Source organism: Peptacetobacter sp. (genome assembly GCF_029264495.1).
GTDB lineage: Bacteria > Bacillota > Clostridia > Peptostreptococcales > Peptostreptococcaceae > Peptacetobacter.
Window position 1 is genome coordinate 20422 of the sequence record NZ_JARIBH010000022.1, and the last position, 22982, is coordinate 43403.

Annotated in this window: 20 protein-coding genes and 1 riboswitch; of the genes, 18 read left to right on the forward strand and 2 right to left on the reverse strand. The window is 29.3% G+C overall.

The features are described 5' to 3' along the window. The first annotated feature begins 231 nt into the window (after window positions 1–231). From Q1J78_RS02190 to buk, 5 genes are all read left to right on the forward strand, one after another. Complete coding sequence (locus tag Q1J78_RS02190; RefSeq protein ID WP_300279519.1) at window positions 232–1074, forward strand: tRNA 2-thiocytidine biosynthesis TtcA family protein; 843 nt, start codon at window positions 232–234, stop codon at window positions 1072–1074. Window positions 1075–1159: 85 nt separating this feature from the next. After that, window positions 1160–1693: a 3'-5' exonuclease gene (locus tag Q1J78_RS02195; RefSeq protein WP_300279522.1), complete on the forward strand. Its 534-nt coding sequence runs from the start codon at window positions 1160–1162 to the stop codon at window positions 1691–1693. A 41-nt stretch (window positions 1694–1734) separates the two neighbouring features. After that, window positions 1735–2871, forward strand: a complete 1137-nt coding sequence (locus tag Q1J78_RS02200) for a biosynthetic peptidoglycan transglycosylase (protein ID WP_300279527.1) — start codon at window positions 1735–1737, stop codon at window positions 2869–2871. Between the two features lie 17 nt (window positions 2872–2888). Beyond that, window positions 2889–3305, forward strand: coding sequence for a DUF3785 family protein (locus Q1J78_RS02205; protein WP_300279530.1), 417 nt, complete (start codon window positions 2889–2891; stop codon window positions 3303–3305). Between the two features lie 51 nt (window positions 3306–3356). Further along, complete coding sequence (buk, locus tag Q1J78_RS02210) at window positions 3357–4421, forward strand: butyrate kinase (protein WP_300279533.1); 1065 nt, start codon at window positions 3357–3359, stop codon at window positions 4419–4421. Window positions 4422–4490: 69 nt separating this feature from the next. On the opposite strand, the gene Q1J78_RS02215 is transcribed toward buk, so the two are convergent. Continuing rightward, window positions 4491–5945 carry a carbon starvation CstA family protein gene (locus Q1J78_RS02215; RefSeq protein ID WP_300279536.1) on the reverse strand — a complete coding sequence of 485 codons (1455 nt, stop codon included), beginning with the start codon at window positions 5943–5945 and terminating at the stop codon, window positions 4491–4493. Between the two features lie 646 nt (window positions 5946–6591). On the opposite strand from Q1J78_RS02215, the gene nadA reads away from it, so the two are divergent. The 12 genes from nadA to grdD all read left to right on the forward strand — a co-directional run bounded on the left by nadA (window position 6592) and on the right by grdD (window position 20174). Then, window positions 6592–7512 carry a quinolinate synthase NadA gene (gene nadA / locus Q1J78_RS02220; protein WP_300279539.1) on the forward strand — a complete coding sequence of 307 codons (921 nt, stop codon included), beginning with the start codon at window positions 6592–6594 and terminating at the stop codon, window positions 7510–7512. Between the two features lie 29 nt (window positions 7513–7541). Next, the gene (locus Q1J78_RS02225) at window positions 7542–8849 is read left to right on the forward strand and encodes an L-aspartate oxidase (protein ID WP_300279542.1); all 1308 of its coding nucleotides are present in this window, start codon (window positions 7542–7544) and stop codon (window positions 8847–8849) included. Beyond that, the gene (nadC, locus tag Q1J78_RS02230; protein WP_300279547.1) at window positions 8827–9663 is read left to right on the forward strand and encodes a carboxylating nicotinate-nucleotide diphosphorylase; all 837 of its coding nucleotides are present in this window, start codon (window positions 8827–8829) and stop codon (window positions 9661–9663) included. The genes Q1J78_RS02225 and nadC overlap by 23 nt, the downstream gene beginning before the upstream one ends. A gap of 81 nt (window positions 9664–9744) precedes the next feature. Beyond that, window positions 9745–11421 (forward strand): M3 family oligoendopeptidase, encoded by a 1677-nt coding sequence (locus tag Q1J78_RS02235; protein ID WP_300279550.1) that lies wholly within the window; start codon window positions 9745–9747, stop codon window positions 11419–11421. Between the two features lie 366 nt (window positions 11422–11787). Beyond that, window positions 11788–11892: riboswitch (glycine riboswitch) on the forward strand. Between the two features lie 97 nt (window positions 11893–11989). Further along, window positions 11990–12364: a GrdX family protein gene (locus Q1J78_RS02240; protein WP_300279553.1), complete on the forward strand. Its 375-nt coding sequence runs from the start codon at window positions 11990–11992 to the stop codon at window positions 12362–12364. 192 nt (window positions 12365–12556) lie between these two features. Next, entirely contained in the window at window positions 12557–13510 is a 954-nt protein-coding gene (gene trxB, locus Q1J78_RS02245) for a thioredoxin-disulfide reductase (RefSeq protein ID WP_300279555.1), read from the forward strand. Between the two features lie 81 nt (window positions 13511–13591). Beyond that, window positions 13592–13909 (forward strand): thioredoxin TrxA, encoded by a 318-nt coding sequence (trxA, locus tag Q1J78_RS02250; protein WP_300279558.1) that lies wholly within the window; start codon window positions 13592–13594, stop codon window positions 13907–13909. Window positions 13910–13975: 66 nt separating this feature from the next. After that, window positions 13976–15262: a glycine/sarcosine/betaine reductase component B subunit gene (locus Q1J78_RS02255; protein WP_300279560.1), complete on the forward strand. Its 1287-nt coding sequence runs from the start codon at window positions 13976–13978 to the stop codon at window positions 15260–15262. A gap of 109 nt (window positions 15263–15371) precedes the next feature. Beyond that, window positions 15372–15848, forward strand: a complete 477-nt coding sequence (grdA, locus tag Q1J78_RS02260) for a glycine/sarcosine/betaine reductase complex selenoprotein A (protein WP_300279563.1) — start codon at window positions 15372–15374, stop codon at window positions 15846–15848. An 18-nt stretch (window positions 15849–15866) separates the two neighbouring features. Continuing rightward, window positions 15867–17174 (forward strand): glycine reductase complex selenoprotein B, encoded by a 1308-nt coding sequence (grdB, locus tag Q1J78_RS02265; RefSeq protein ID WP_300279566.1) that lies wholly within the window; start codon window positions 15867–15869, stop codon window positions 17172–17174. A gap of 308 nt (window positions 17175–17482) precedes the next feature. Further along, on the forward strand, window positions 17483–19015 hold the full coding sequence (gene grdC, locus Q1J78_RS02270) for a glycine/sarcosine/betaine reductase complex component C subunit beta (protein WP_300279568.1): 1533 nt from the start codon (window positions 17483–17485) through the stop codon (window positions 19013–19015). 10 nt (window positions 19016–19025) lie between these two features. Then, window positions 19026–20174 carry a glycine/sarcosine/betaine reductase complex component C subunit alpha gene (grdD, locus tag Q1J78_RS02275; RefSeq protein ID WP_300279571.1) on the forward strand — a complete coding sequence of 383 codons (1149 nt, stop codon included), beginning with the start codon at window positions 19026–19028 and terminating at the stop codon, window positions 20172–20174. Between the two features lie 218 nt (window positions 20175–20392). On the opposite strand, the gene Q1J78_RS02280 is transcribed toward grdD, so the two are convergent. Continuing rightward, window positions 20393–21895 carry an IMP dehydrogenase gene (locus tag Q1J78_RS02280; protein WP_300279574.1) on the reverse strand — a complete coding sequence of 501 codons (1503 nt, stop codon included), beginning with the start codon at window positions 21893–21895 and terminating at the stop codon, window positions 20393–20395. A 420-nt stretch (window positions 21896–22315) separates the two neighbouring features. On the opposite strand from Q1J78_RS02280, the gene Q1J78_RS02285 reads away from it, so the two are divergent. Next, a complete protein-coding gene (locus tag Q1J78_RS02285; protein WP_300279577.1) occupies window positions 22316–22897 on the forward strand; it encodes a xanthine phosphoribosyltransferase in 582 nt (193 codons plus the stop codon). The last annotated feature ends 85 nt before the right edge of the window (window positions 22898–22982 follow it).

Consider the following 22982-nt stretch of genomic DNA (forward strand, 5'->3'; position numbering starts at 1 on the left):
ATTGTTGAAAAAGGTAGTTAAGTAAGCTTAACTACCTTTTTATAAATAATTAAAATTTGTTATAAGTAATAACGTAAGAATTGAATTTATGGTATTATATTATAATAAAGAATTCTAACTAATAAGGGAAACTCACAATATTAGATGATTATTCAAATATAACTTTAGAAAAATGAGTCTAAAGTATAAATAAAATTATTAAAATAGAAATAGAGGAGAAAAAGAAATTACATGTCTAATGACAAAATTATTGAAAAAAAGTCGATTGAAGAAATAGAACGATGCATAGTAAAAAGATATAAAAAACATATATGGTCTAAATTTTTAAAAGCGTTGAATGATTATAAATTAATTAGCGATGGTGATAAAATAGCTATTGCAATATCTGGAGGAAAAGATAGTTTATTGATGGCAAAAATGTTTCAAGAGTTGAAAAAATATTCAAATATAGATTTTGAAATAGTTTTTTTAGCAATGGATCCCGGATATAGACCAGATATAAGAGTTAAACTTGAAGAAATTTGCGAATATCTAAATATAGATATTAAAATTTTTGAATCAAATATTTTTAAAATAACAGATGAAATAGCTAGAGATAATCCTTGTTATATGTGTGCAAGAATGAGAAGAGGAGCTCTTTATAATAAAGCGGAAGAACTTGGATGTAATAAACTTGCTTTAGGGCATCATTACGATGATGTAATAGAAACAACAATGATGAATATTTTATGTTCTGGAAATTTTAAAACCATGCTTCCAAAAGTACAATCTTCAAAAAATACAGATATGCAAATAATAAGACCACTATATTATATAAGAGAAGAATATATAAAAAGATTTATTAAATATACTGGTTTAGAGCCACTTGACTGTGCTTGTACTGTTACAGCAAAAAAATCTGGAAACAAAAGATATGAGATAAAAGAGTTAATATCAACTCTTTCAGATAACTTTGAAAATGTAGAAAAATCTATATTTAAATCAGCACAAAATGTAAATATTGACTCTATACTAGGTTGGGAAGAAGATGGAGTAAGACATAATTTTATGGAAAAATTTAGTCAAAAAATTTAGTCAAGAATAGAATATAAAAAAAGTAAAAAATAAAAATATGTTAAATTTATATATATGTAATTATAATTATTAAAGAGGTGATATTGTGGAACAGATAAGTCTTTTAGATGAAGTTTTTATAGTTGTAGACCTTGAAACAACAGGTTTAAATCCATTTGAAGGAAATGAGATTATAGAAATAGGTGTTACAGAAATAAAAAATGGGAAAATAGGAAGAAGTTATAGTAGATTTGTAAAACCTAAAGAAGATATACCACCATTTATAACGGAGTTAACAGGAATCTCAAATGATATGGTAAAAAAAGAAGATTCTATAGAAGATGTTTTACCTAGATTTAGAAAATATATAGGAAATAACAAAATAATTGCACATAATGCGAAATTTGACATTAAATTTTTAAATTTCTACCTAAAAAAATTGGGACTTGAAGAAATAAATGATTATATTTGTACTATGGAATTATTAAAAAAAGTTAGTTCATATAAAGCAAAAAATAAAAAATTAGCTACAGCATGCGAATATTATGGAATAGAAAATAAAGATGCTCATAGAGCAAGTAGTGACACATTGGCTACAGCTAAATTATTTTTAGAAATAAAAGATAAGATAGATAAGTAAATACTAAGAATACTATCTAGTTGATATTAGGAGGACGATTAATGGTCAACAATATTGATGGTAACAAGATAAGAAAAAAGAAGGTCTCATCTGATAATAGGATAAAAAGACCTAATAATTCAAGAGATGAAGAAAGGTTACGAGAAAATACAAAATCAAAACCTATTTTTGAAAAAAAATCAAATAATGATTTTAAAAGAAAGTTTAATAATAAAGAAAACTCAAAATTAATAAATAAAAAATATACTAATAAACATAAAAATTCGATAAAAGACGAGGATTATAGTATACTCCCATCTGAAAGAAAAAAACAACAAAGACAATCTATTTCTAATAATAGAAATAGAAATTCACTATCAACTTCTAATAAAAATATAAAATTTGAATCAGATATAAGAAAGAGTAGAGATAAAGAAATAATAAAAAAATCTAGAGATAGGAATAAAAAAAGAAGAAAAGAATGGAAAGATAGAGCTTTTTCATATACTAAAAATATTATAGCTATTATATTGATACTTTGTACAATAGTTGGTATATCTGGATTTGGATATGCTAAATATGTTACAAAAGATATGCCAGAAGTAACTAAAAAAATGATTCATGAAAAATATGTAACATCAAAAGAAGTTCCTATTAAAGATATGCCAAAGGACTTAAGAAATGCAATAGTATCGATTGAAGACGAAAGATTTTATACACACAATGGAGTAGATAAAAAAGCTTTAATTAGGTCTGCAATACACAATTTATTGTCAGATTCTAGGCAAGGTGGAAGTACTATAGAAATGCAACTTTCAAAAAATATTTTAACAAATTCGGAAGTATCCATGAAAAGAAAAATAAAAGATATGTATAATGCAATTGGAATGAATAAAGTTATGAAAAAAGAAGAAATTTTAGAAGCATATTTAAATAATATATATCTTGGAAGAAATGCTTATGGAGTAGCAAAAGGATCAGAATTATATTTTGGAAAGAATGTAAAAGATTTGAATTTAGCTGAATCAGCAATGTTAGTTGGAATAACAAATAATCCTAAAATTTATGGAAATTACAGTGCAGCAAAAAGTAGACAAAAGGTTATTCTTAAAAAAATGTATGATTTGGGATATATAAAAGAATCTCAATATAGAGAAGCTCTAGTAGAGATGGTACATTTTAGAAGTGAAATAGAATAAAATTATGGAGGAAAATAATGGAATACAAATTTAATTGTGAAGAAAAAGAATTTATTTTAGATACAGAAAAATGTAGTGCATTTTTCAATGATGAGGAAAAAGAAGTAAAAGGATTTTCTATTGAAGAAGCTATTAGGTTAGTCTCAGAAGCTGAAAATGTTCAATTTATAAAAGAATATTATCAAGAAGCTTGTCCAGATTGTATGGCAGGAGTAAAAGAAAAACAGAAATTTTTTGGATTTTATGAATACCATTTCTATATTTTCACAAAAAATGGAGAATATATTATAAGTGATATAGATAAAAACTATCCAGGAAATTCTTTTAATAAATTGAGTAGGGCTAAAAAAGTAGACGATAGTTACATAGTTAGCATAATAGTTTGTTCTGAGTGTGGAGAATATATTATACAAGTTGAAAATTGTGAAATATAGACTTGATTTATTATTTAAATATAAAACTTATTAACTGAAAGGAAATTGATTATGTCTTTTAAAATCTTAGCTATAAATCCAGGTTCTACATCAACTAAAATTGCAGTTTACGATGATGAAAAATTGATTATGAACGAATCTATATTATATTCATCAGAAGAACTTTCAAAATACAAAAGTAATATGGAACAATTAGAAATGAGAATAGAATCAATAAAAAAATTACTTTTAGAAAAAAATATAAAAATAGAAAATTTAGATGCTGTAGTAGGAAGAGGAGGAGCACTTCCACCAGTAAAATCAGGAGCTTATAAAGTAAATGACTATATGATAGATACTTTAAAAAATAGAGCTGTATTAGACCATGCATCTAATTTAGGTGCGATAATAGCAAAATCAATAGCAGACTCTATAAATGTAGATTCATATATTTATGATTCTATTTCTGTTGACGAAATGAGTGATGTTGCAAGAATTTCAGGTCTAAAAGATATAGAAAGAAAAAGTATGGGTCATGCACTTAATACAAGAGCGATGGCTTTAAAATATGCTAAAGATAAAAATCTTGATTATAAAAAATTAAATTTAATAGTTGCACATATTGGTGGTGGAGCAACTGTTTATCTTCATGAGCATGGCAAGATGAGTGATATGATTTCTGATGATGAAGGTCCGTTTTCACCAGATAGATCTGGAAGAGTACCATGTATATCTTTGATAGAAGAATGTTATTCTAGTAAATTTACTGAATATGATATGAAAAAGAAAATAAGAGGAAAAGGTGGAATATACTCTTACTTAAAAACAAATGATTTAAGAAAAGTAGAAGAAATGATTGATAATGGTGATAAAAATGCTCAAATTATATATGATGCAATGATTTATCAAATGGCAAAGGCTATAGGAGAAATGGCTACTGTAGTAGATGGTAAAGTAGATGCTATTATAATTACAGGTGGAATAGCTCATTCTAAGAAATTTACAGAAAAATTAACTAAAAAAATTAAATTTATATCAAAAGTGGAAATTATGCCTGGTGAAAATGAAATGGAATCGTTGGCTTTTGGAGCACTAAGAGTATTAAAAGGTGAAGAAGAAGCTAGAGAGTTTAAATAAATTTAAATGTATAATAAAAGGACATCTTATTTTAGATGTCCTTTTTATTATAATATTTATTAATTTAAATTAAGATAATCTAGTATTATTAAGTCTATTTTTACCAGTTCTTATAACTAAAGCAGCATAAACTATTGCTAATATTACACCACCTGCATAAGATATATTCATTGGTAATCTGAAACCAATCTGTGCATTTAAAATATAAGAAACTATAATAAATACATAGAACATACCTGGAATAAGTGACATAATGTAATTTCTCTTATTAGATAATAAGTAAACACTTATCATAGCAAATGCAAAGCATGCTATAGTTTGATTTGCCCATGCGAAATATCTCCATAATACATTGAAACCTTCTGCATTTGATTTAGCAAATACTAATATAGCTGCAACTGGAACGAATATACAAGCTGATAAAGTAAATCTATTTTTCTTTTTAGTTTGATCTATATGAAGAGCATCACCAATCATAAGACGAACAGATCTTAAAGCTGTATCACCTGAAGTTATAGGAAGAACTATAACACCAATTATTGCTATAAGTCCACCAACTTTACCAAGTAAATCATTAGCAACTATACCTATTACATCTGGAGAACCAATTTGTTCTGGAGCAACAAGTCCTGGTATATTATAAACACCCATAGCTGCAGCAGACCATATCATAGCTATTAAACCTTCAAGAATCATCATATCATAGAAAGTAAATCTACCTTCTTTTTCACTTGTAACAGATCTAGCTATTAATGTAGCCTGAGTAGAGTGGAAACCAGAAACTATACCACAAGCAACTGTTACAAAGAATATTGGAAGTAATGGTAATCCTTGTGGATGAGAACCAAACATATTAGCAGATGTTAAAGGAGTTAATTCGTATCCTTTTACGAATATACCTATACCAACACCTATAGCTGATAATAAAAGAACTATACCAAATATAGGATAAACTTTACCTATTATTTTATCAATAGGGAATAAAGTTGCTGCTAAATAATAAGCAAATATAGCACCATAAACTATCCAAACAACAGGATTAGATATACCTGATTGCTGTTTTAAAATCTGAGTAACAACTAAATCTCCTGGAGTATAAATGAAAACTGCACCAACTAAAATCATAAGGAAGCAAAGGAATACATTGTATATATTATAAACACCTTTTCCTAAATACTTTCTTATTATACCTGGCATCTGTTCTCCGTTTTCTCTAAGAGAAATCATACCACTCATATAGTCATGCATAGCACCACCAAGAACACAACCTATAGGTATAAGTATAAAAGCTATAGGTCCAAATAAAATTCCTTGAATAGGTCCAAGAATAGGGCCAGTACCTGCAATATTAAGTAACTCTATAAGTGCATTTTTCATTTTTTTCATAGGAACGAAATCTACACCATCTTCTAGAGTTATAGCTGGAGTAGGTCTGTCGTCAGGACCGAATACGTTTTCACAATATTTGCCATAAAGACTACCGCCAACTAATAGCATTACTAATCCAATTAAAAATGCTGTCATAAAAAACACCCCTTCGTAAATATAAAGTTTTATAGAGGGTTAAAGTATTTTATGTTAAATTAAAAATAAAGTTGATATAAAATAAATAAAGCTGATATATGAATCAACCAAAGATTTATAATTTCAATATAAAATAAAATTATTAAAATTTAACAAGATACCAAATTCCTCTTCATATAGTATACAATGATAAAAAAACAATATCAAGTTAAGTATACAAAAGATTTTAAATATTAAAGTTAAATAAATAGGAAAGAATTATAATAAAGAAAAGATAGTAGTTTAAAATCAAGGAGTATATTTGAAAAATAGTATAAATATATTAATAAAAAAGTATAATAATATTTAGTGAAAAAATTATTTAAATTATTTTTTAGTTTCATAAATATATAAAAAGTAATAAATTAAATAAGTTGAAAATTTAATAACAAACTAATGACAAAAAAATAACAAATGGAATATATGAAAACATTTATTCTAGATTATACTATATTATCAATATGTTAAAAATTTCTTTATCATTGAAGAAAATAGAGTATAATGGTATAATATTTTTGAATTATGGTTAAGTGGTATTAAAACAGATTTTATAAAAATATCAAAAAAGTTAGATAAAAAAATAACAAGAAAGTGGTGTATAAATCAAATGAATGAAAATATAGTATCTAAGATAGAAGAACTTAAAAAGGAGAAGAATGCTATAATATTAGCACATTTTTATCAGCCAGCAGAAATACAAGCTATAGCAGATGCAGTAGGTGACTCATATTATCTAAGTGAAATAGCTAGAGATTGTAAAGAAGATGTTATAGTATTCTGTGGAGTTCAATTTATGGGAGAAAGTGCAAAAATAATGTCTCCTCAAAAAACAGTTCTAATGTCTTCAAAAAATCCTGGATGTATAATGGCAGCTATGGCTAGTGAAAAAGCTGTTGTAGAAATGAAGAAAAAATATCCAGAAGCACTAACTGTATGTTATATAAATTCAACAGCAGAAGTTAAAGCTCATTGTGATGTATCAGTAACATCATCAAGTGCATTAAATATATTAGGTAATGTTGAAAATAAACAAATATTATTCTTACCAGATAGAAATCTTGGTGGATACATAGCAGAACATTTCCCAGAAAAAGAATTTATACTATGGGATGGATGTTGTGTAATACATGATAGAGTTGATGAAAAACAAATATTAGAATTAAAAGAAGAACATCCTGAAGCTAAAATTTTAGTGCATCCTGAATGTAGAAAAGAAATAAGAGACATGGGAGATTTTGTAGGAAGTACTTCAGGTATAATAAAATATGCGACTAATGATGATGCACAAGAATTTATAGTTGCAACAGAAGAAGGAATACTTTACGAATTAGAAAGACAAAACCCAAATAAAAAATTCTACTTCCCAGGTGGAAAAGGTGTAATAAAATGTAAAGATATGAAAAAAACTACATTAGAAAGTGTTTATAATACATTATTAAATATGGAAAATGAAGTTATAGTTGAAGAAAATACTAGAGTTAATGCCTTAAATGCTTTACTAAATATGCATAAATTATCAGAAAAATAAAAAATAGAATAAAAATCGAGGGATAAAAAATGAATTTACAAAAAGATGTTTTAATAGTAGGTAGTGGAGTAGCAGGTCTTTACTGTGCTTTAAATCTTGATCCAGAAATAAATGTAACAGTAATATCAAAATCTACTATGGATAATAATAATACTTATCTAGCACAAGGTGGAATATCGACAGCACTTAACGAAGATGATATAAAACCATTTGTTGAAGATACTATGAAAGCTGGTAGATATAAAAATAGAGAAGAAGCAGTACAAATACTAGCAGAAGAATCTATAGAAAATATAAATCAAATAGTTGAAGAGTATAAAATGCCACTTGATATGGTAGATGGAAAAATAGATTACACAAGAGAAGGTGCACATAGAGTAAATAGAATAGTTCACTGTAAAGATAATACAGGAGAAATAGTATATAAAACACTTTACAAAGAAGCGCTTACTAGAAAAAATATAGAATTAATAGAAGATGCTTGTCTATTAGATATAATAACAGATAATAATAAATGTATAGGAGCTAAAATATACAAAGATAATGAAGAAATACATGTATTCGCAAAAGATGTAGTTTTAGCGAGTGGAGGAATAGGAGGACTATTCAAAAACTCTACCAACCAAAGACATTTAACTGGAGATGGAATAGCAATTGCATTAAAAAATGGAGTAGAAGTAGAAAATTTAAACTATATACAGATACATCCTACAGCATTTTATGAAGAAAATTCTAATGGAAGAAGAATGCTTATATCAGAATCATTAAGAGGAGAAGGTGCTTTACTTAAAAATAAAGATGGAGAAAGATTTGTAGAAGAATTACTTCCAAGAGATGTTGTTTCTCATGCTATTTTTGAACAGATGAAAAAAGATAATACACCATATGTATATTTAGATGCAAGACATCTTGGAGAAGAATATCTAAAAAATAGATTTACATTTATATATAATGGATGTTTAGAAAGAGGAACTAATATAGGACAAGAATTAATAAAAGTTTCTCCTGCTCAACATTATTTTATGGGTGGAATACATGTAGACCTTAACTCAAAAACTACTATGGAACATCTTTATGCAGTAGGAGAAGTAAGCTGCACAGGTGTTCATGGTGCAAATAGATTGGCAAGTAATTCGCTATTAGAAGGTTTAGTATTCTCAAAAAGAGCAGCTAAAGATATAAATAAACATATAAAAGAAACAGAACTTATAACTAAAGATATACCTAATTTAGAAATATCTGTAGAAGAATTAATGAAAGAAAATAAAATGAAAGTTATTGATGAAATAGTAAAAACTAGTGAGGATTTCGATTATGAATTATTTAATTGTAGATAAGATGATAAAAGAAGCTCTTATAGAAGATATACCAAGTGAAGATATAAGTACTAATTCTGTAGTTAAAGAAGATTCAAAATCTACAGTAGATCTTATATGTAAAGCAGATGGAGTAATAGCGGGACTTGGAGTATATAAAAGAGTTTTTGATATACTTGGAGATGTAGAAATAGAATTTTTTGCAAAAGATGGAGAAAAAGTAAAAAATAAACAGCTATTAGCTAAATTAACAGGAAGCACTAGAAATCTTCTTATGGGAGAAAGAGTAGCTTTAAACTATTTACAAAGAATGAGTGGTATAGCTACTATGACAAACCAATTTGTTGAAAAATTAGAAGGAAGTAAAACAAAACTTTTAGATAGTAGAAAAACTATACCTAACCTAAGAATATTAGATAAATATTCAGTTAAAATGGGTGGAGGAAACAATCATAGAATGAATTTATCTGATGCTGTAATGCTTAAAGATAACCACATAGGAGCTGCTGGTGGTGTTAAAGAAGCTATAACTGCAGCTAAAAATTATGCATCTTTTGTAACTAAAATAGAAGTTGAAGTAGAAACTTTAGATATGGTTAAAGAAGCTGTAGAGGCTGGTGCAGATATTATAATGTTAGATAATATGGACCTTGAAACTGCTAAAAAGGCTTTAGAAATAATAAATGGAAGAGCTATAGTAGAATTTTCTGGTAATGTTACATTAGATAATATAGAAGAAATAGGAAAGATTGGGGTAGATGTTGTATCTTCAGGAGCACTTACACACTCTGTAAAAGCACTTGATATAAGCATGAAAAACCTAAGAAACATATAATGATATAAAATATATAAAGGCTACATAGTAAATCTCTATGTAGCTTTTTTAATAGCTACAAAATTTTGATGGAGGTTTGAAATGAAATTTTCAGAGTATAAATATGAAAGACCAAATTTAAATGAAATCAATACAAAAATATTATCAATAATAAAAGAAATGAAAGCTTGTAAAACTTTTAAAGAATTTGATAATTATATAAATGAAATAAATAAAATAAGAAATCATGTTGAAAGTATGAAAACATTGATTTCTATAAAATACAGTATAAATACTAGTGATGAATATATAGTTAATGAAAATAAATATTGGGATGAGTATGGACCAGAGTATAAGAAAACAGATAAAATATTTTATGAAACTCTTGTAAATTCAGGGTTTGATGAGGATATAAAAAATAAATATGGGAATCATTTTTTTAAACTAATACAATGTAGTTTAAAGGAATTTTCAGAAGATATAATTGAAGAATTAAAGATAGAAAATAGACTTTGTTCTGAATACACAAAATTATTAGCATCGGCAAAAATATTTTATAATGGAAAGTATAACAACTTATCTCAGATGAATAAGTATATGATATCAGAAGATAGAGAAGAAAGAAGAAAATCTTCAGAACGGTTCTATAAATATTTTGAATTGATTGAAGATGAATTTGATGAAGTTTTTGATAAATTAGTAAAAGTTAGACATAAAATAGCAAAAAAATTGGGATTTGAAAATTTTATTGAACTTGGATATTTAAGAATGAAAAGAACAGAATATGATGAAAATGATGTACAAAAATTCAGAAATGAAGTAAAAGAAAAATGGATTCCGTTGGTAAATATATTCAATAAACAAAAGAAAGATAGACTTGGAATACAAGAATTAAAATACTATGATGATGATATTGAATATCCAGGTTGGAATATGGAACCAGTTGCTAACTACGATGAAACTATTAAAGCAGCATCTAAAATGTACCATGAATTATCAAAAGAAACAGGAGAATTTTTTGATTTTATGGTTGAAAATGAATTTATGGACCTTGAAACAAAAGAATCTAAAGGTTTTGGAGGATATTGTACATACATACCAGAAATAAAAGCACCCTTTGTATTTTCCAATTTTAATAAAACATTTGATGATATTGATACACTAACCCATGAAGTAGGTCATGGATTCCAATTATATATGTCTAGAGATATAGATATGCCAGAAATAAACTTTCCGACATTAGACTGTTGTGAAATACATTCGATGTCTATGGAACTTTTAACTTGGCCATGGATGAAGCTATTTTTTAAAGAAGATGAGTATAAATTTAAAAGAACACATATGGCAATAATTGTAAAGCTAATACCTTATTGTATGATAGTGGATGAGTTCCAACACATTATATATAAAAACCCTAATATGACATGCAACGAAAGAAGAAAAGAATGGAGAAGATTAGAAAAAATTTATACTCCTTGGAAAAATTACGATGGAATGAAATTCCTAGAAAATGGAGGATGGTGGTTTAAACAAGGTCATATATTTAAAAATCCATTTTATTATATAGATTATGCACTAGCAGAAGTATGTGCATTACAAATATGGGATAAAATGGAAGATGATTATGAAAATGTTTTGGAAAATTATATAAAAATTTGTACCAATGCAGGTAAAAGATCATTTTTAGAAACTGTCAAAGATGGAGAATTAGTATCTCCGTTTGATAAAGGTTGTCTAGATAGCATTATAGAAAAAATCTATACTTGGAGTTTAAAATAGACTATACATATTCTTACAAATTCTTACAAAAAAACAAGAAATTAAAAAAATCTATAAAATATCAAATGAAAATGAAAGAAAACCTATGCTTATAAAATCAAAAATCAAATATATATAATTAATTAAACAAAATATAAAAATAAGATAAAAAAATAAAAAAATATAACTAACAACCTTAAGAAAAAATATAAGATGTAAGTATCTAAAGTTAAGTATATAACTAACTTTTATAAAAAGAGTAAAAAAAAGCGAAAAAATATTTAAAAAAATAATAGAAAAATTTTAAAAAAAGGCTTGCTATTTGTATAGAAAATTTATATACTTAATTTATCAAATATAGAGACAAGCAAAAATAAATATTTCTGGATGAAGCATATAGGAGACTTCCTTAAATGGAGACCGAAGGTACAAGCAGTTATTATTCCCAATAATAGCTGTGAAATTCTCAGGTGAATATACTATATTGTGGACAGATCTCTGAAGAAGAATTTTGACAGAGGAAACAAATCGGGAATTTGTTTTCTCTGTTTTTTTGTTTAAAATTTCTAATAGGAAAGAGAGAGTAAATATGTTTATAGTAACAAATAATTCTAAAATAAAAGAGAATTTTCCTGAAAAAGATGTTAGATTTATAGAAACATCATATATAGGAGTTCTTGAAGAATGTAGAAAACATATTCATAAAGGATGTAGATTACTTTCTCATCCGCTTTATGGGAGTGTAAAACCTAATGAAACTCCTTATAGAACAGTTATAATGTCTGAAGGTGAAGGTTTAGATTTTCAATCAGTGGAATTAATAGAAGATGCGATAAATACAGCTTCAAAATTCCAAAATGATAAAAAAACTCCGAACTGGATAGAAAGTGTAATGGATGATTTCAGAGTAATAGACTTAGATATAATGACAAACACTATTTCTAGAATCCAGTATGAATATTAAAAGAATAGCTAAAGAACTTCTCATACTAAAATATGAGTTTTGGGAAAATCTTTTCTATAAAATTTAAGTATTAGGAAAACATTTTTTAAATATTTAAGCTAGTAATTACTATTCAAAATAATAATTTACAATAGAAGTTTTGAATTTTAAATTAAAATAAAAGATTTATATTTCAATCAGGAGGATGACAAAATGGAAAATGTATATGACATAGTCATAATAGGTGGAGGACCAGCAGGTCTAGCAGCTGGAATATATGGTGCTAGAGCTAAAATGAAAACTTTAATATTAGAAAAAACTAAAAATGGTGGACAGATAGTTATAACTCATGAAGTTGCTAACTACCCAGGTTCAGTTGAAAATGCAAGTGGTCCATCTCTTACAGCAAGAATGGTTCAGCAGTGTGATGAATTCGGAGCTGAAATAAAAAGAGACGCTATAGTTGAAATTCAACTTGAAGGAGATATAAAAGTATTAAAAGGTGAAAGTGGAGAAGAATACAGAGCTAAATCTGTTATAGTTGCTGCTGGTGCTAGCCCAAGAAAAATAGGATGCCCAGGAGAAGCAGAATTCACAGGTAAAGGTGTTTCTTACTGTGCAACTTGCGATGCTGACTTCTTTGAAGATTTCGAAGTATTCGTAGTTGGTGGAGGAGACAGTGCTTTAGAAGAAGCTATGTACTTAACTAAATTCGCTAGAAAAGTTACTGTAGTTCACAGAAGACAAGGTTTCAGATGTGCAAAAAGTATAGAAGAAAAAGCTAGAAGAAACCCTAAAATAGAATTCTTACTAGATACAGTAGTTGAAGAAATAAAAGGTGATGGAATATTAGAATCAATAGTATTCAAAAATAAAGTTACTGGTGAAACTCATGAATATTTCGCTGATGAAGAAGATGGAACAATGGGTCTATTCGTATTCATAGGTGTTATAGCTCAGACAGATCTATACAAAGGTATATTAGATATGGATGAACAGAACTACTTAATAACAGATGAATGCATGAGAACTAACATACCAGGTGTATTCGCTGCTGGAGACTGTAGAAGAAAAGAATTAAGACAGGTTGTAACAGCTGCAGCTGATGGTGCTATAGCAGCAACTCAGGCTGAAAAATATATAGAAGAACATTTTGAAGAAGCATAAATTTAAAATTAAAAAAGAGAATAATCCAAGAGCTATTTAGTTTATGGATAATATAATTAATAAATTATGGAGGTAAATATAATGATAGCATTAGGAAAAGATACATTTGAAGCAGAAGTATTAGAAGCAGAAGGATATGTATTCGTAGATTACTGGAGTCAGGGATGCGAACCTTGTAAAGCTTTAATGCCAGAAGTACATGAATTAGCAGAAAAATACGCAGAAGGAATGAAATTCTGTGAAATGGATATAACAAAAGCAAGAAGACTTGCTATAAAACAGAAAGTTTTAGGACTTCCAACATTAGCTGTTTACAAAGACGGTGAAAAAATAGATGAAGTAACTAAAGATGATGCAACTATAGCTAACATAGAAGCTATGATAAAAAAATACGTTTAAGAGCCTATTATTAGCTTTTAATTTTTAAAAGTTTAATTTTATACAAAAATTTATGGGAGGTGCATTATGCGTCTTGAATTAGGAAAAATCTTTATAAAAGATGTTCAGTTTGGTGAAAAAACTGAAGTTAAAGATGGTGTTTTATTTGTAAACAAAGAAGAGATGCTAAAAGAAATAGGTGGAGATGAACATATCAAATCAATAGATATAGAATTAGCTCACCCAGGAGAAAGCATAAGAATAACACCAGTTAAAGATGTTATCGAACCAAGAGTTAAGGTAGAAGGTAACGGAGGAGTATTCCCAGGTATTATATCTAAAGTTGATACTGTTGGTGAAGGTAGAACTCATGCATTAAAAGGTGTAGCTGTAGTTACAACTGGTAAAATAGTTGGTTTCCAGGAAGGTATAGTTGACATGACTGGTGAAGGAGCTAAATATACTCCATTCTCTAAACTAAACAACGTTGTTGTTATAGCTGAACCAGTTGATGGATTAAAACAGCATGACCATGAAAAAGCTGTTAGAATGATAGGATTCAAAGCTGCTGCTTACTTAGGAAAAGCTGCTAAAGAGCTTACTCCAGATGAAGTATCAGTATATGAAACTAAACCTTTATTCGAACAAGCTGCAGAATATCCAGAATTACCAAAAGTTGGATATGTTTACATGCTTCAGACTCAGGGACTATTACACGATACATATGTATACGGTGTAGATGCTAAACAGATAGTTCCAACAATACTTTACCCAACAGAAGTACTTGATACTGCTATAGTAAGTGGTAACTGTGTTTCTGCATGTGACAAAAACCCAAGTTATGTTCATATGAACAATGGTGTAATAGAAGAGTTATATGCTCAGCATGGTAAAGAAATAAACTTCATGGGTGTTATAATAACTAACGAAAATGTTTACTTAGCTGATAAAGAAAGATCTTCAAACTGGTCTTCTAAATTATGTAAATATTTAGGATTAGATGCTGTTATAGTATCTCAGGAAGGTTTCGGTAACCCTGATACAGACTTAATAATGAACTGCAAAAAAATAGAAATGCAGGGAGTTAAAACTGTTATAGTAACAGATGAATACGCTGGACGTGATGGTGCATCTCAGTCATTAGCAGATGCTGATGTTAGAGCAAATGCTGTTGTAACTGGAGGAAATGCTAACCAGGTTGTTGTATTACCTAAATTAGATAAAGTAATAGGACATATAGAAGTTGTTGATGTTATAGCAGGTGGAGCTGCTGGAGCATTAAGAGAAGATGGAACTATAGAAGTTGAAGTACAGGCTATAACTGGTGCTACAAACGAAACTGGTTTCGGATATTTAACTGCAAAAGGATATTAATCATATCCCAATAGAATTAATAATTGCATAACAAAAATGCAAATATACTAAAAACTAAAATAGAAATTATACAAATAATAAAGATATAAAAATAATTAGGAGGACTATTATGAGCGTACTTGAAAATAAAAAGGTCATAATAATCGGTGACCGTGACGGTATACCAGGACCTGCAATAGAAGAATGTGTAAAAACTGTAGACAGCGCAGAAGTTATATTCTCATCAACAGAATGTTTCGTCTGAACAGCTGCTGGGGCTATGGACTTAGAAAATCAGAAGAGAGTAAAAGAAGCTGCTGATAATTTCGGAGCTGAAAATCTTGTGATATTACTAGGTGCCGCTGAAGCCGAAGCTGCAGGTCTTGCAGCAGAAACAGTAACAGCAGGAGACCCAACTTTTGCTGGACCTTTAGCAGGTGTAGAACTTGGATTAGCAGTATACCACGTTGTTGAAGAAGAAGTTAAAGAATTATTTGACGAAGAAGTTTACGAAGAACAGGTTGGAATGATGGAAATGGTTCTTGACGTAGATGAAATCGCTGACGAAATGAAAGAAATAAGAGACGAATATTGTAAATTCAATTAATTCTAGGAGGACAATGAAATGGCAATAAAAGCAGTTCATTATGTAAACCAGTTCTTCGCTGGAATCGGTGGAGAAGAAAAAGCTGATACTAAGCCACATGTGGCAGAAACTTTACCTCCTATAAGCGAACAGCTTAATAGTAAATTAGGTGAAGATATAGAAATAGTTGCTACAGTAGTTTGTGGTGATAGTTATTTCGGTGAAAATATGGATGAAGCAAGTGCTGAAGTACTTGAAATGGTAAAAGGTTTTGAACCAGATCTATTCATAGCTGGTCCTGCATTCAATGCTGGTAGATACGGTGTTGCAGCAGGTACAATAACTAAAGTTGTTAAAGACGCTTTAGGTATACCATGCTTAACAGGTATGTATATAGAAAACCCAGGTGCAGATATGTTCAAAAAAGAAGTTTATGTAGTTGAAACTTCTGATTCTGCAGCAGGTATGAGAAAAGCACTTCCAAAAATGGCTAAATTAGCTCAGAAATTAGCTAAAGGAGAAGAAATAGGTTCTCCAGCTGAAGAAGGCTACATGGCTAGAGGAATAAGAGTTAACTACTTCCACGAAGACAGAGGTTCTAAAAGAGCAGTTGACATGCTTATCAAAAAAATAAAAGGCGAAGAATTCGTAACTGAATATCCAATGCCAGACTTCGATAGAGTTGATCCTAACCCAGCTGTAAAAGATTTATCTAAAGCTACAATAGCATTAGTTACATCTGGTGGTATAGTTCCAAAAGGAAACCCAGACAGAATAGAATCTTCTTCAGCTTCTAAATACGGTGAATACTGCTTAGACGGTGTAATGGATCTTACTGAAGAAACATACGAAACTGCTCATGGTGGATTCGACCCAGTTTATTGTAATGAAGACTCTGATAGAGTTTTACCAGTAGACGTATTAAGAGATCTTGAAAAAGAAGGCGTAATAGGAAAATTACACAACTACTTCTATACAACAGTTGGTAATGGTACTGCAGTTGCAAGTTCTAAAAAATTCGCAGCTGAATACGCTAAAAAATTAGTTGAAGCTGGTGTAGATGCAGTTATATTAACATCTACTTGAGGTACTTGTACTCGTTGCGGTGCAACTATGGTAAAAGAAATAGAAAGAGCTGGACTACCAGTAGTACACATGTGTACAGTAGTTCCAATATCTTTAACAGTTGGAGCTAACAGAATAGTTCCTACAATAGCTATACCTCATCCTTTAGGAAACCCTGCTTTAACTCATGAAGAAGAAAAAGCATTAAGAAGAGGATTAGTAGAAAAAGCATTAAAAGCATTAACTGTAGAAGTTGATGGACAGACTGTATTTGAAGACTAGTCTATAAAAGCTAATAATAAATTTTAAAATAATAGATTTCGCGGATACTTTTGAGTATCTGCGGAATCTATAATAATATTCAAGCAATTAAATAATATTAAAATATAAAAAATATATTTTTACGATCGATTAATAAAGTATTTATAGATTGAAACAAAAAATTTACGTATTAAGACAAGTTAATATAACTTGTATCAAAAGTATAAACAGAGATTTCTGTTTTAATGAATTTGAAAATAATTAATTTTATTAATTATAAATAAAATTTTTATCATAAACAAACAATAAAATCGCGGGGGTGCCGAAAAATGACTTTTCCAGTATTTAAAAGTGCAGGATATGTGCTAGTTCATACACCAGATATGATAGTACAAAATGGTAGTACATGTGTTGTAGAAAGAGCTACAAATCCAGATTCTGAGTTCCTAAAAGAAGTAGGAAACCATATAAGAAGCTACGAAGATGTAGTAAACTATATGCCAAACCAGGTATATATAGGAAACAATAGACCAGAAGAATTAGAAGAAATGCCTTTACCTTGGTGTGAACAAAAAGTTGAAGGAACAAGAGAAGGTAAAATGGGTGAAATAATGCCTCAGGACGAATTCATAGGTTTAATGCAGATATGTGACGTATTCGACCTAGTTGAATTATCAGAAGAATTCGTTTCAATGGTAAAACCTAAAATAGAAGCTAACTACCCAGAACTAGCTCCTTTCATGGATAAATTAAAAGCTTGCGATTTATCAGAAGCAGAAGCATTAATATCATCTCATGCTGCAGAAGCATTATATCAGGATGGTAAATTAGTTGGTTACGTAAAAGCAGCTCATGATGTAGACGTTAACCTTAATGCTCATACTATGTTTGAAAACTTAGTTGTTAAAGCATCAGGTGTTTTAGCAGCTTTACATATGTTAAGACATTCTTCAGTAGATAGAAAAGAAATCGGATATGTTATAGAATGCTCTGAAGAAGCTTGTGGAGATATAAACCAGAGAGGTGGAGGAAACTTCGCAAAATCTATAGCTGAAATGGCTGGAATAGAAAATGCAACAGGATCAGATACTAGAGGATTCTGTGCTGGACCTACTCATGCATTAATACATGCAGCAGCTCTTGTTAAAGCTGGTATATATAAACACGTAATGGTAGTAGCTGGTGGAGCAACTGCTAAATTAGGTATGAATGCTAAAGACCACGTTAAAAAAGGTCTTCCAGTATTAGAAGACGTTGTTGGAGGATTCGCTGTATTAGTATCTGAAAACGATGGAGAAAGCCCAATAATAAGAACTGACTTAGTTGGAAACCACACAGTTGCAACAGGATCAGCTCCTCAGGCTGTTATGGGTGCATTAATAGCTGATGGACTAGACAAAGGTAACTTAAAAATAACTGATGTTGATGTATTCTCAGTAGAAATGCAGAACCCAGACATAACTAAACCAGCTGGTGCAGGTAATGTTCCAGAAGCAAACTACAAAATGATAGGTGCTTTAGCTGTTAAACGTGGAGATCTTGAAAAGAAAGAACTTAAAAACTTTATAGCAAAACATGGTTTACCAGGTTGGGCTCCAACTCAGGGTCATATACCATCAGGAGTTCCATATGTTGGATTCATGATAGATGACTTAACTAAAGGTGACAAAAACAGAGCTATGATAGTTGGTAAAGGAAGTTTATTCTTAGGAAGAATGACTAACTTATTCGACGGTGTATCTGTAGTTGTTGAAAGAAATAACGGTGTAGAAGAAGAAACAGCTGGTGTTTCTAAAGATGAAATCAAAAAAATAATAGCTGAAACAATGAAAAAAATGGCATTAGATATGGTGCAGGAATAGGGGTGAGATTATGTCATCAAAAAATATAATAGCAGATGTATTCCTAGAAGTAGCTAATGCAATAGAAAGCGGAGACTTCGGTCCTAAAGTTAGAATAGGTCTTACAACTCTTGGAAGTGAACATGGTGTAGAAAACTTAGTTAAAGGTGCTGAACTTGCAAAATCAAAATTATTTGATATAGTTCTTATAGGACCAAAAGTTGACACTGACCTTGAAGTAGTTGAAGTAAATGAAGAATCTGAAATGCACAAAAAAATGGAAGAACTTCTAGACAGCAAATACATAGATGCATGTGTAACTATGCACTATAACTTCCCAATAGGTGTTTCTACTGTAGGTAGAGTACTTACTCCAGGTAGAGGTAAAGAAATGATACTTGCTACTACTACAGGAACAAGTGCAACAAACAGAATAGAAGCAATGATAAGAAATGCTGTTTACGGAATATCTACTGCTAAATCAATAGGTATAGAAAATCCTAAAGTAGGTATATTAAACGTTGATGGTGCTAGACAGGTAGAAAAATTCTTAAAAGAATTACAGTCTAACGGATACGGAATAGAATTTGCTGAATCAATGAGAGCAGATGGAGGATGTGTAATGAGAGGTAATGACCTTCTTGCAGGTACTCCAGATGTAATGGTTACTGACACATTAACAGGAAACTTATTAATGAAAGTATTCTCTTCATTCACAACTGGTGGAGATTTCGAATCTCAAGGATTTGGATATGGACCAGGTGTTGGTGAAGACTATGATAGAAAAATATTCATAGTTTCTAGAGCATCAGGATCTCCTGTTGTTGCTAATGCATTAAAATATGCATATGAAGCTGTTCTTGGTAACGTAAGTGATGTTGCAAGAAATGAATATAAAGCAGCTAAAAATGCTGGATTAGATGCAATACTAACTTCTTTAAATGCTAAAAAAGAAGATAAAGGTGATGCAGAAGAAGTAAAAATGCCAGACAAAGAAGTTGTAACTCATCAGATAGCTGGTGTAGATATAATGGAACTTGATGATGCTGTTGAAGCATTATGGAAAAAAGGCATATATGCTGAAAGTGGAATGGGATGTACTGGACCAATAGTTTTAGTTAATGAAGCTAAAGGTGAAGAAGCAGCAGCTCATCTTAAAGAAGCTGGATTCATAGCATAATAAATAAAGACACTTAATAAAAACTGAATTATAAAGGCTGTTGGATTAAATAATTTTAATCTAACAGCTTTTTTATTTTGTGAAAAAAAAATAAAAACGAATAATAAGTAAATAGAATAAATAAAAATAACGAAAATAAAAACGAATAAAATAGATAGATAAAAATAAATAAAAAATAAACCCTCAGAAAACTGAGGGTTTTATATATCAATTACTTATTATAAATTTCTATTATCTTTTAGTAAAACGTCGTGTGCTCCACCTTCTACTATACTTGTAGCAGAAACTAGAGTTAATTTAGCGTTTTGCTGTAATTCTGGTATGCTTAAAGCACCACAGTTACACATAGTAGATCTAACTTTAGCTAAAGAAGCATTTACATTATCTTTTAATGAACCAGCATATGGAACATAAGAGTCTACACCTTCTTCAAATGAAAGTTTTTTATCTCCACCAAGGTCATATCTCTGCCAGTTTCTAGCTCTTGCAGAACCTTCACCCCAGTATTCTTTCATATAACTTCCGTTTATATTAACTTTATTTGTTGGAGATTCATCAAATCTTGAGAAGTATCTACCAAGCATAACAAAATCAGAACCCATAGCAAGTGCTAAAGTTATGTGATGGTCATAAACTATACCACCATCAGAGCATATAGGTATATAAATACCAGTTTCTTTAAAGTATTTATCTCTAGCAGCAGCAACTTCTATAACTGAAGTAGCCTGTCCTCTACCGATACCTTTCTGTTCTCTTGTTATACAAATAGAACCACCACCGATACCTATTTTTATAAAGTCTGCACCAGCTTCAGCAAGGAATCTGAAACCTTCTTCATCAACAACATTACCAGCACCAACTTTAACAGTATCACCGTAATGTTCTCTTATCCATTCTATAGTAAGTTTCTGCCATTCAGAGAAACCTTCAGATGAATCTATACATAATACGTCTACACCAGCTTCAACAAGTGCAGGAACTCTTTCTGCGTAGTCTCTAGTATTTATACCAGCACCAACAACATATCTCTTAGAATCATCAAGTAATTCAAGAGGATTTTCTTTATGAGAAGAGTAATCTTTTCTAAATACCATGTATAATAAGTTTCCATTATCATCAAGAACTGGAAGAGAATTTAATTTATGATCCCATATTATATTGTTAGCTTCTTTTAAAGTAACATCTTTTGGAGCAGAAACTATCTGATCAAGAGGAGTCATAAATTCAGATACTTTTGTATCTAAAGACATTCTACTTACTCTATAGTCACGACTAGCAACTATACCTAAAAGTTTTCCATTTGCAGAACCATCATCTGTTATAGCAACAGTTGAATGTCCAGTTTTTTCTTTTAATGCAAGTATATCTTCTAATGTACTGTCAGGAGTAAGGTTAGAATCACTTACTACAAATCCTGCTTTATAAGATTTAACTCTAGCTACCATAGCAGCCTGATTTTCTATTGTCTGAGAACCATATATGAAAGAGATACCTCCTTCTTTAGCAAGTGCTATTGCCATGTTGTCATCAGAAACTGCCTGCATTATAGCAGAAGTCATAGGTATGTTCATTGATATAGGTGATTCTTCTTCACCTTTTCTAAATTTAACTAATGGTGTTTTTAAACTAACATTAGCTGGGATACAATTAGATGAAGAATATCCAGGAACTAATAGATATTCACTAAAAGTATGAGATGGTGTTTCAAAATAATATGCCATTTCTTAAGTCACTCCTTATATAAATTTATAAATGTAAAATATTTTGTTATAAGTCAAAAAAAGATACTCGTATGGAAATACGCCAAACTTGCATCTTTTAATAAAATCGTGAAAATTAAATATTATTTTAAAGTTTATCATTAAATCGAAATATAGTCAATATTTTAAATATAAAATAAATAATAATTTTCAGAAATATAAAGAAATAGATTTATTTGAATAATGTTTAATAAATATTGAATAATGTTTAATAAATATTGAATAATGTTTAATAAATAATAATATATTTATTGAACAAAATATATCTATAATATATAATCATTATATAATATTTGAAATAAAGAAAAAATATTATATATAAGATAAGCAATTAAATAAATAGAATAAAATAATTAATAACTTTGATTTAGGAGGAAAAAAATGGAATTATTAAAACAGAGAATACTTACAGATGGAAAACCTAAAAAAGGAAGAGATGATATAATACAAGTTGGTTCATTTTTAAATCATCAGCTAGATGTAAATCTTCTTAATGAAATAGGTAAAGAATTTGCTAAAAGATTTGAAGATGTTGGTCCAATAGATAAACTAATAACTATAGAAACATCAGGAATAGCAATAGCTTCTATAGCATCTCAGTACTTTGGAAATGTTCCAGTATTATTCGCTAAAAAAACAGCATCAAGTAACATGGAAGATGATGTATATGAAACTGTAGTATATTCTTACACAAAAGGAAAAGAATATACAGTAAGAATAAATAAAGAATTTTTACACGAAGGTGAAAGAGTAATAGTGATAGATGACTTCCTTGCAAAAGGTGGAGCTGTTATGGGATTAAAAGACCTTATAGATCAAGCAGGTGCAGAACTTTTAGGAGTTGGAATAGTAATAGAAAAAGGATATCAAGAAGGTAGACCTATACTTGAAGCTAATAAAATAAGAGTTGAATCTCTTGCTTCTATAGAATCTATAAAAAATGGAGAAATAACATTTAGATAATAATTAAAAAAAGATTAATAAGAACCTATGAATTTAAATATTTAAATTTATGGGTTCTTTTTTTATATCTAAATATATTGTAAAA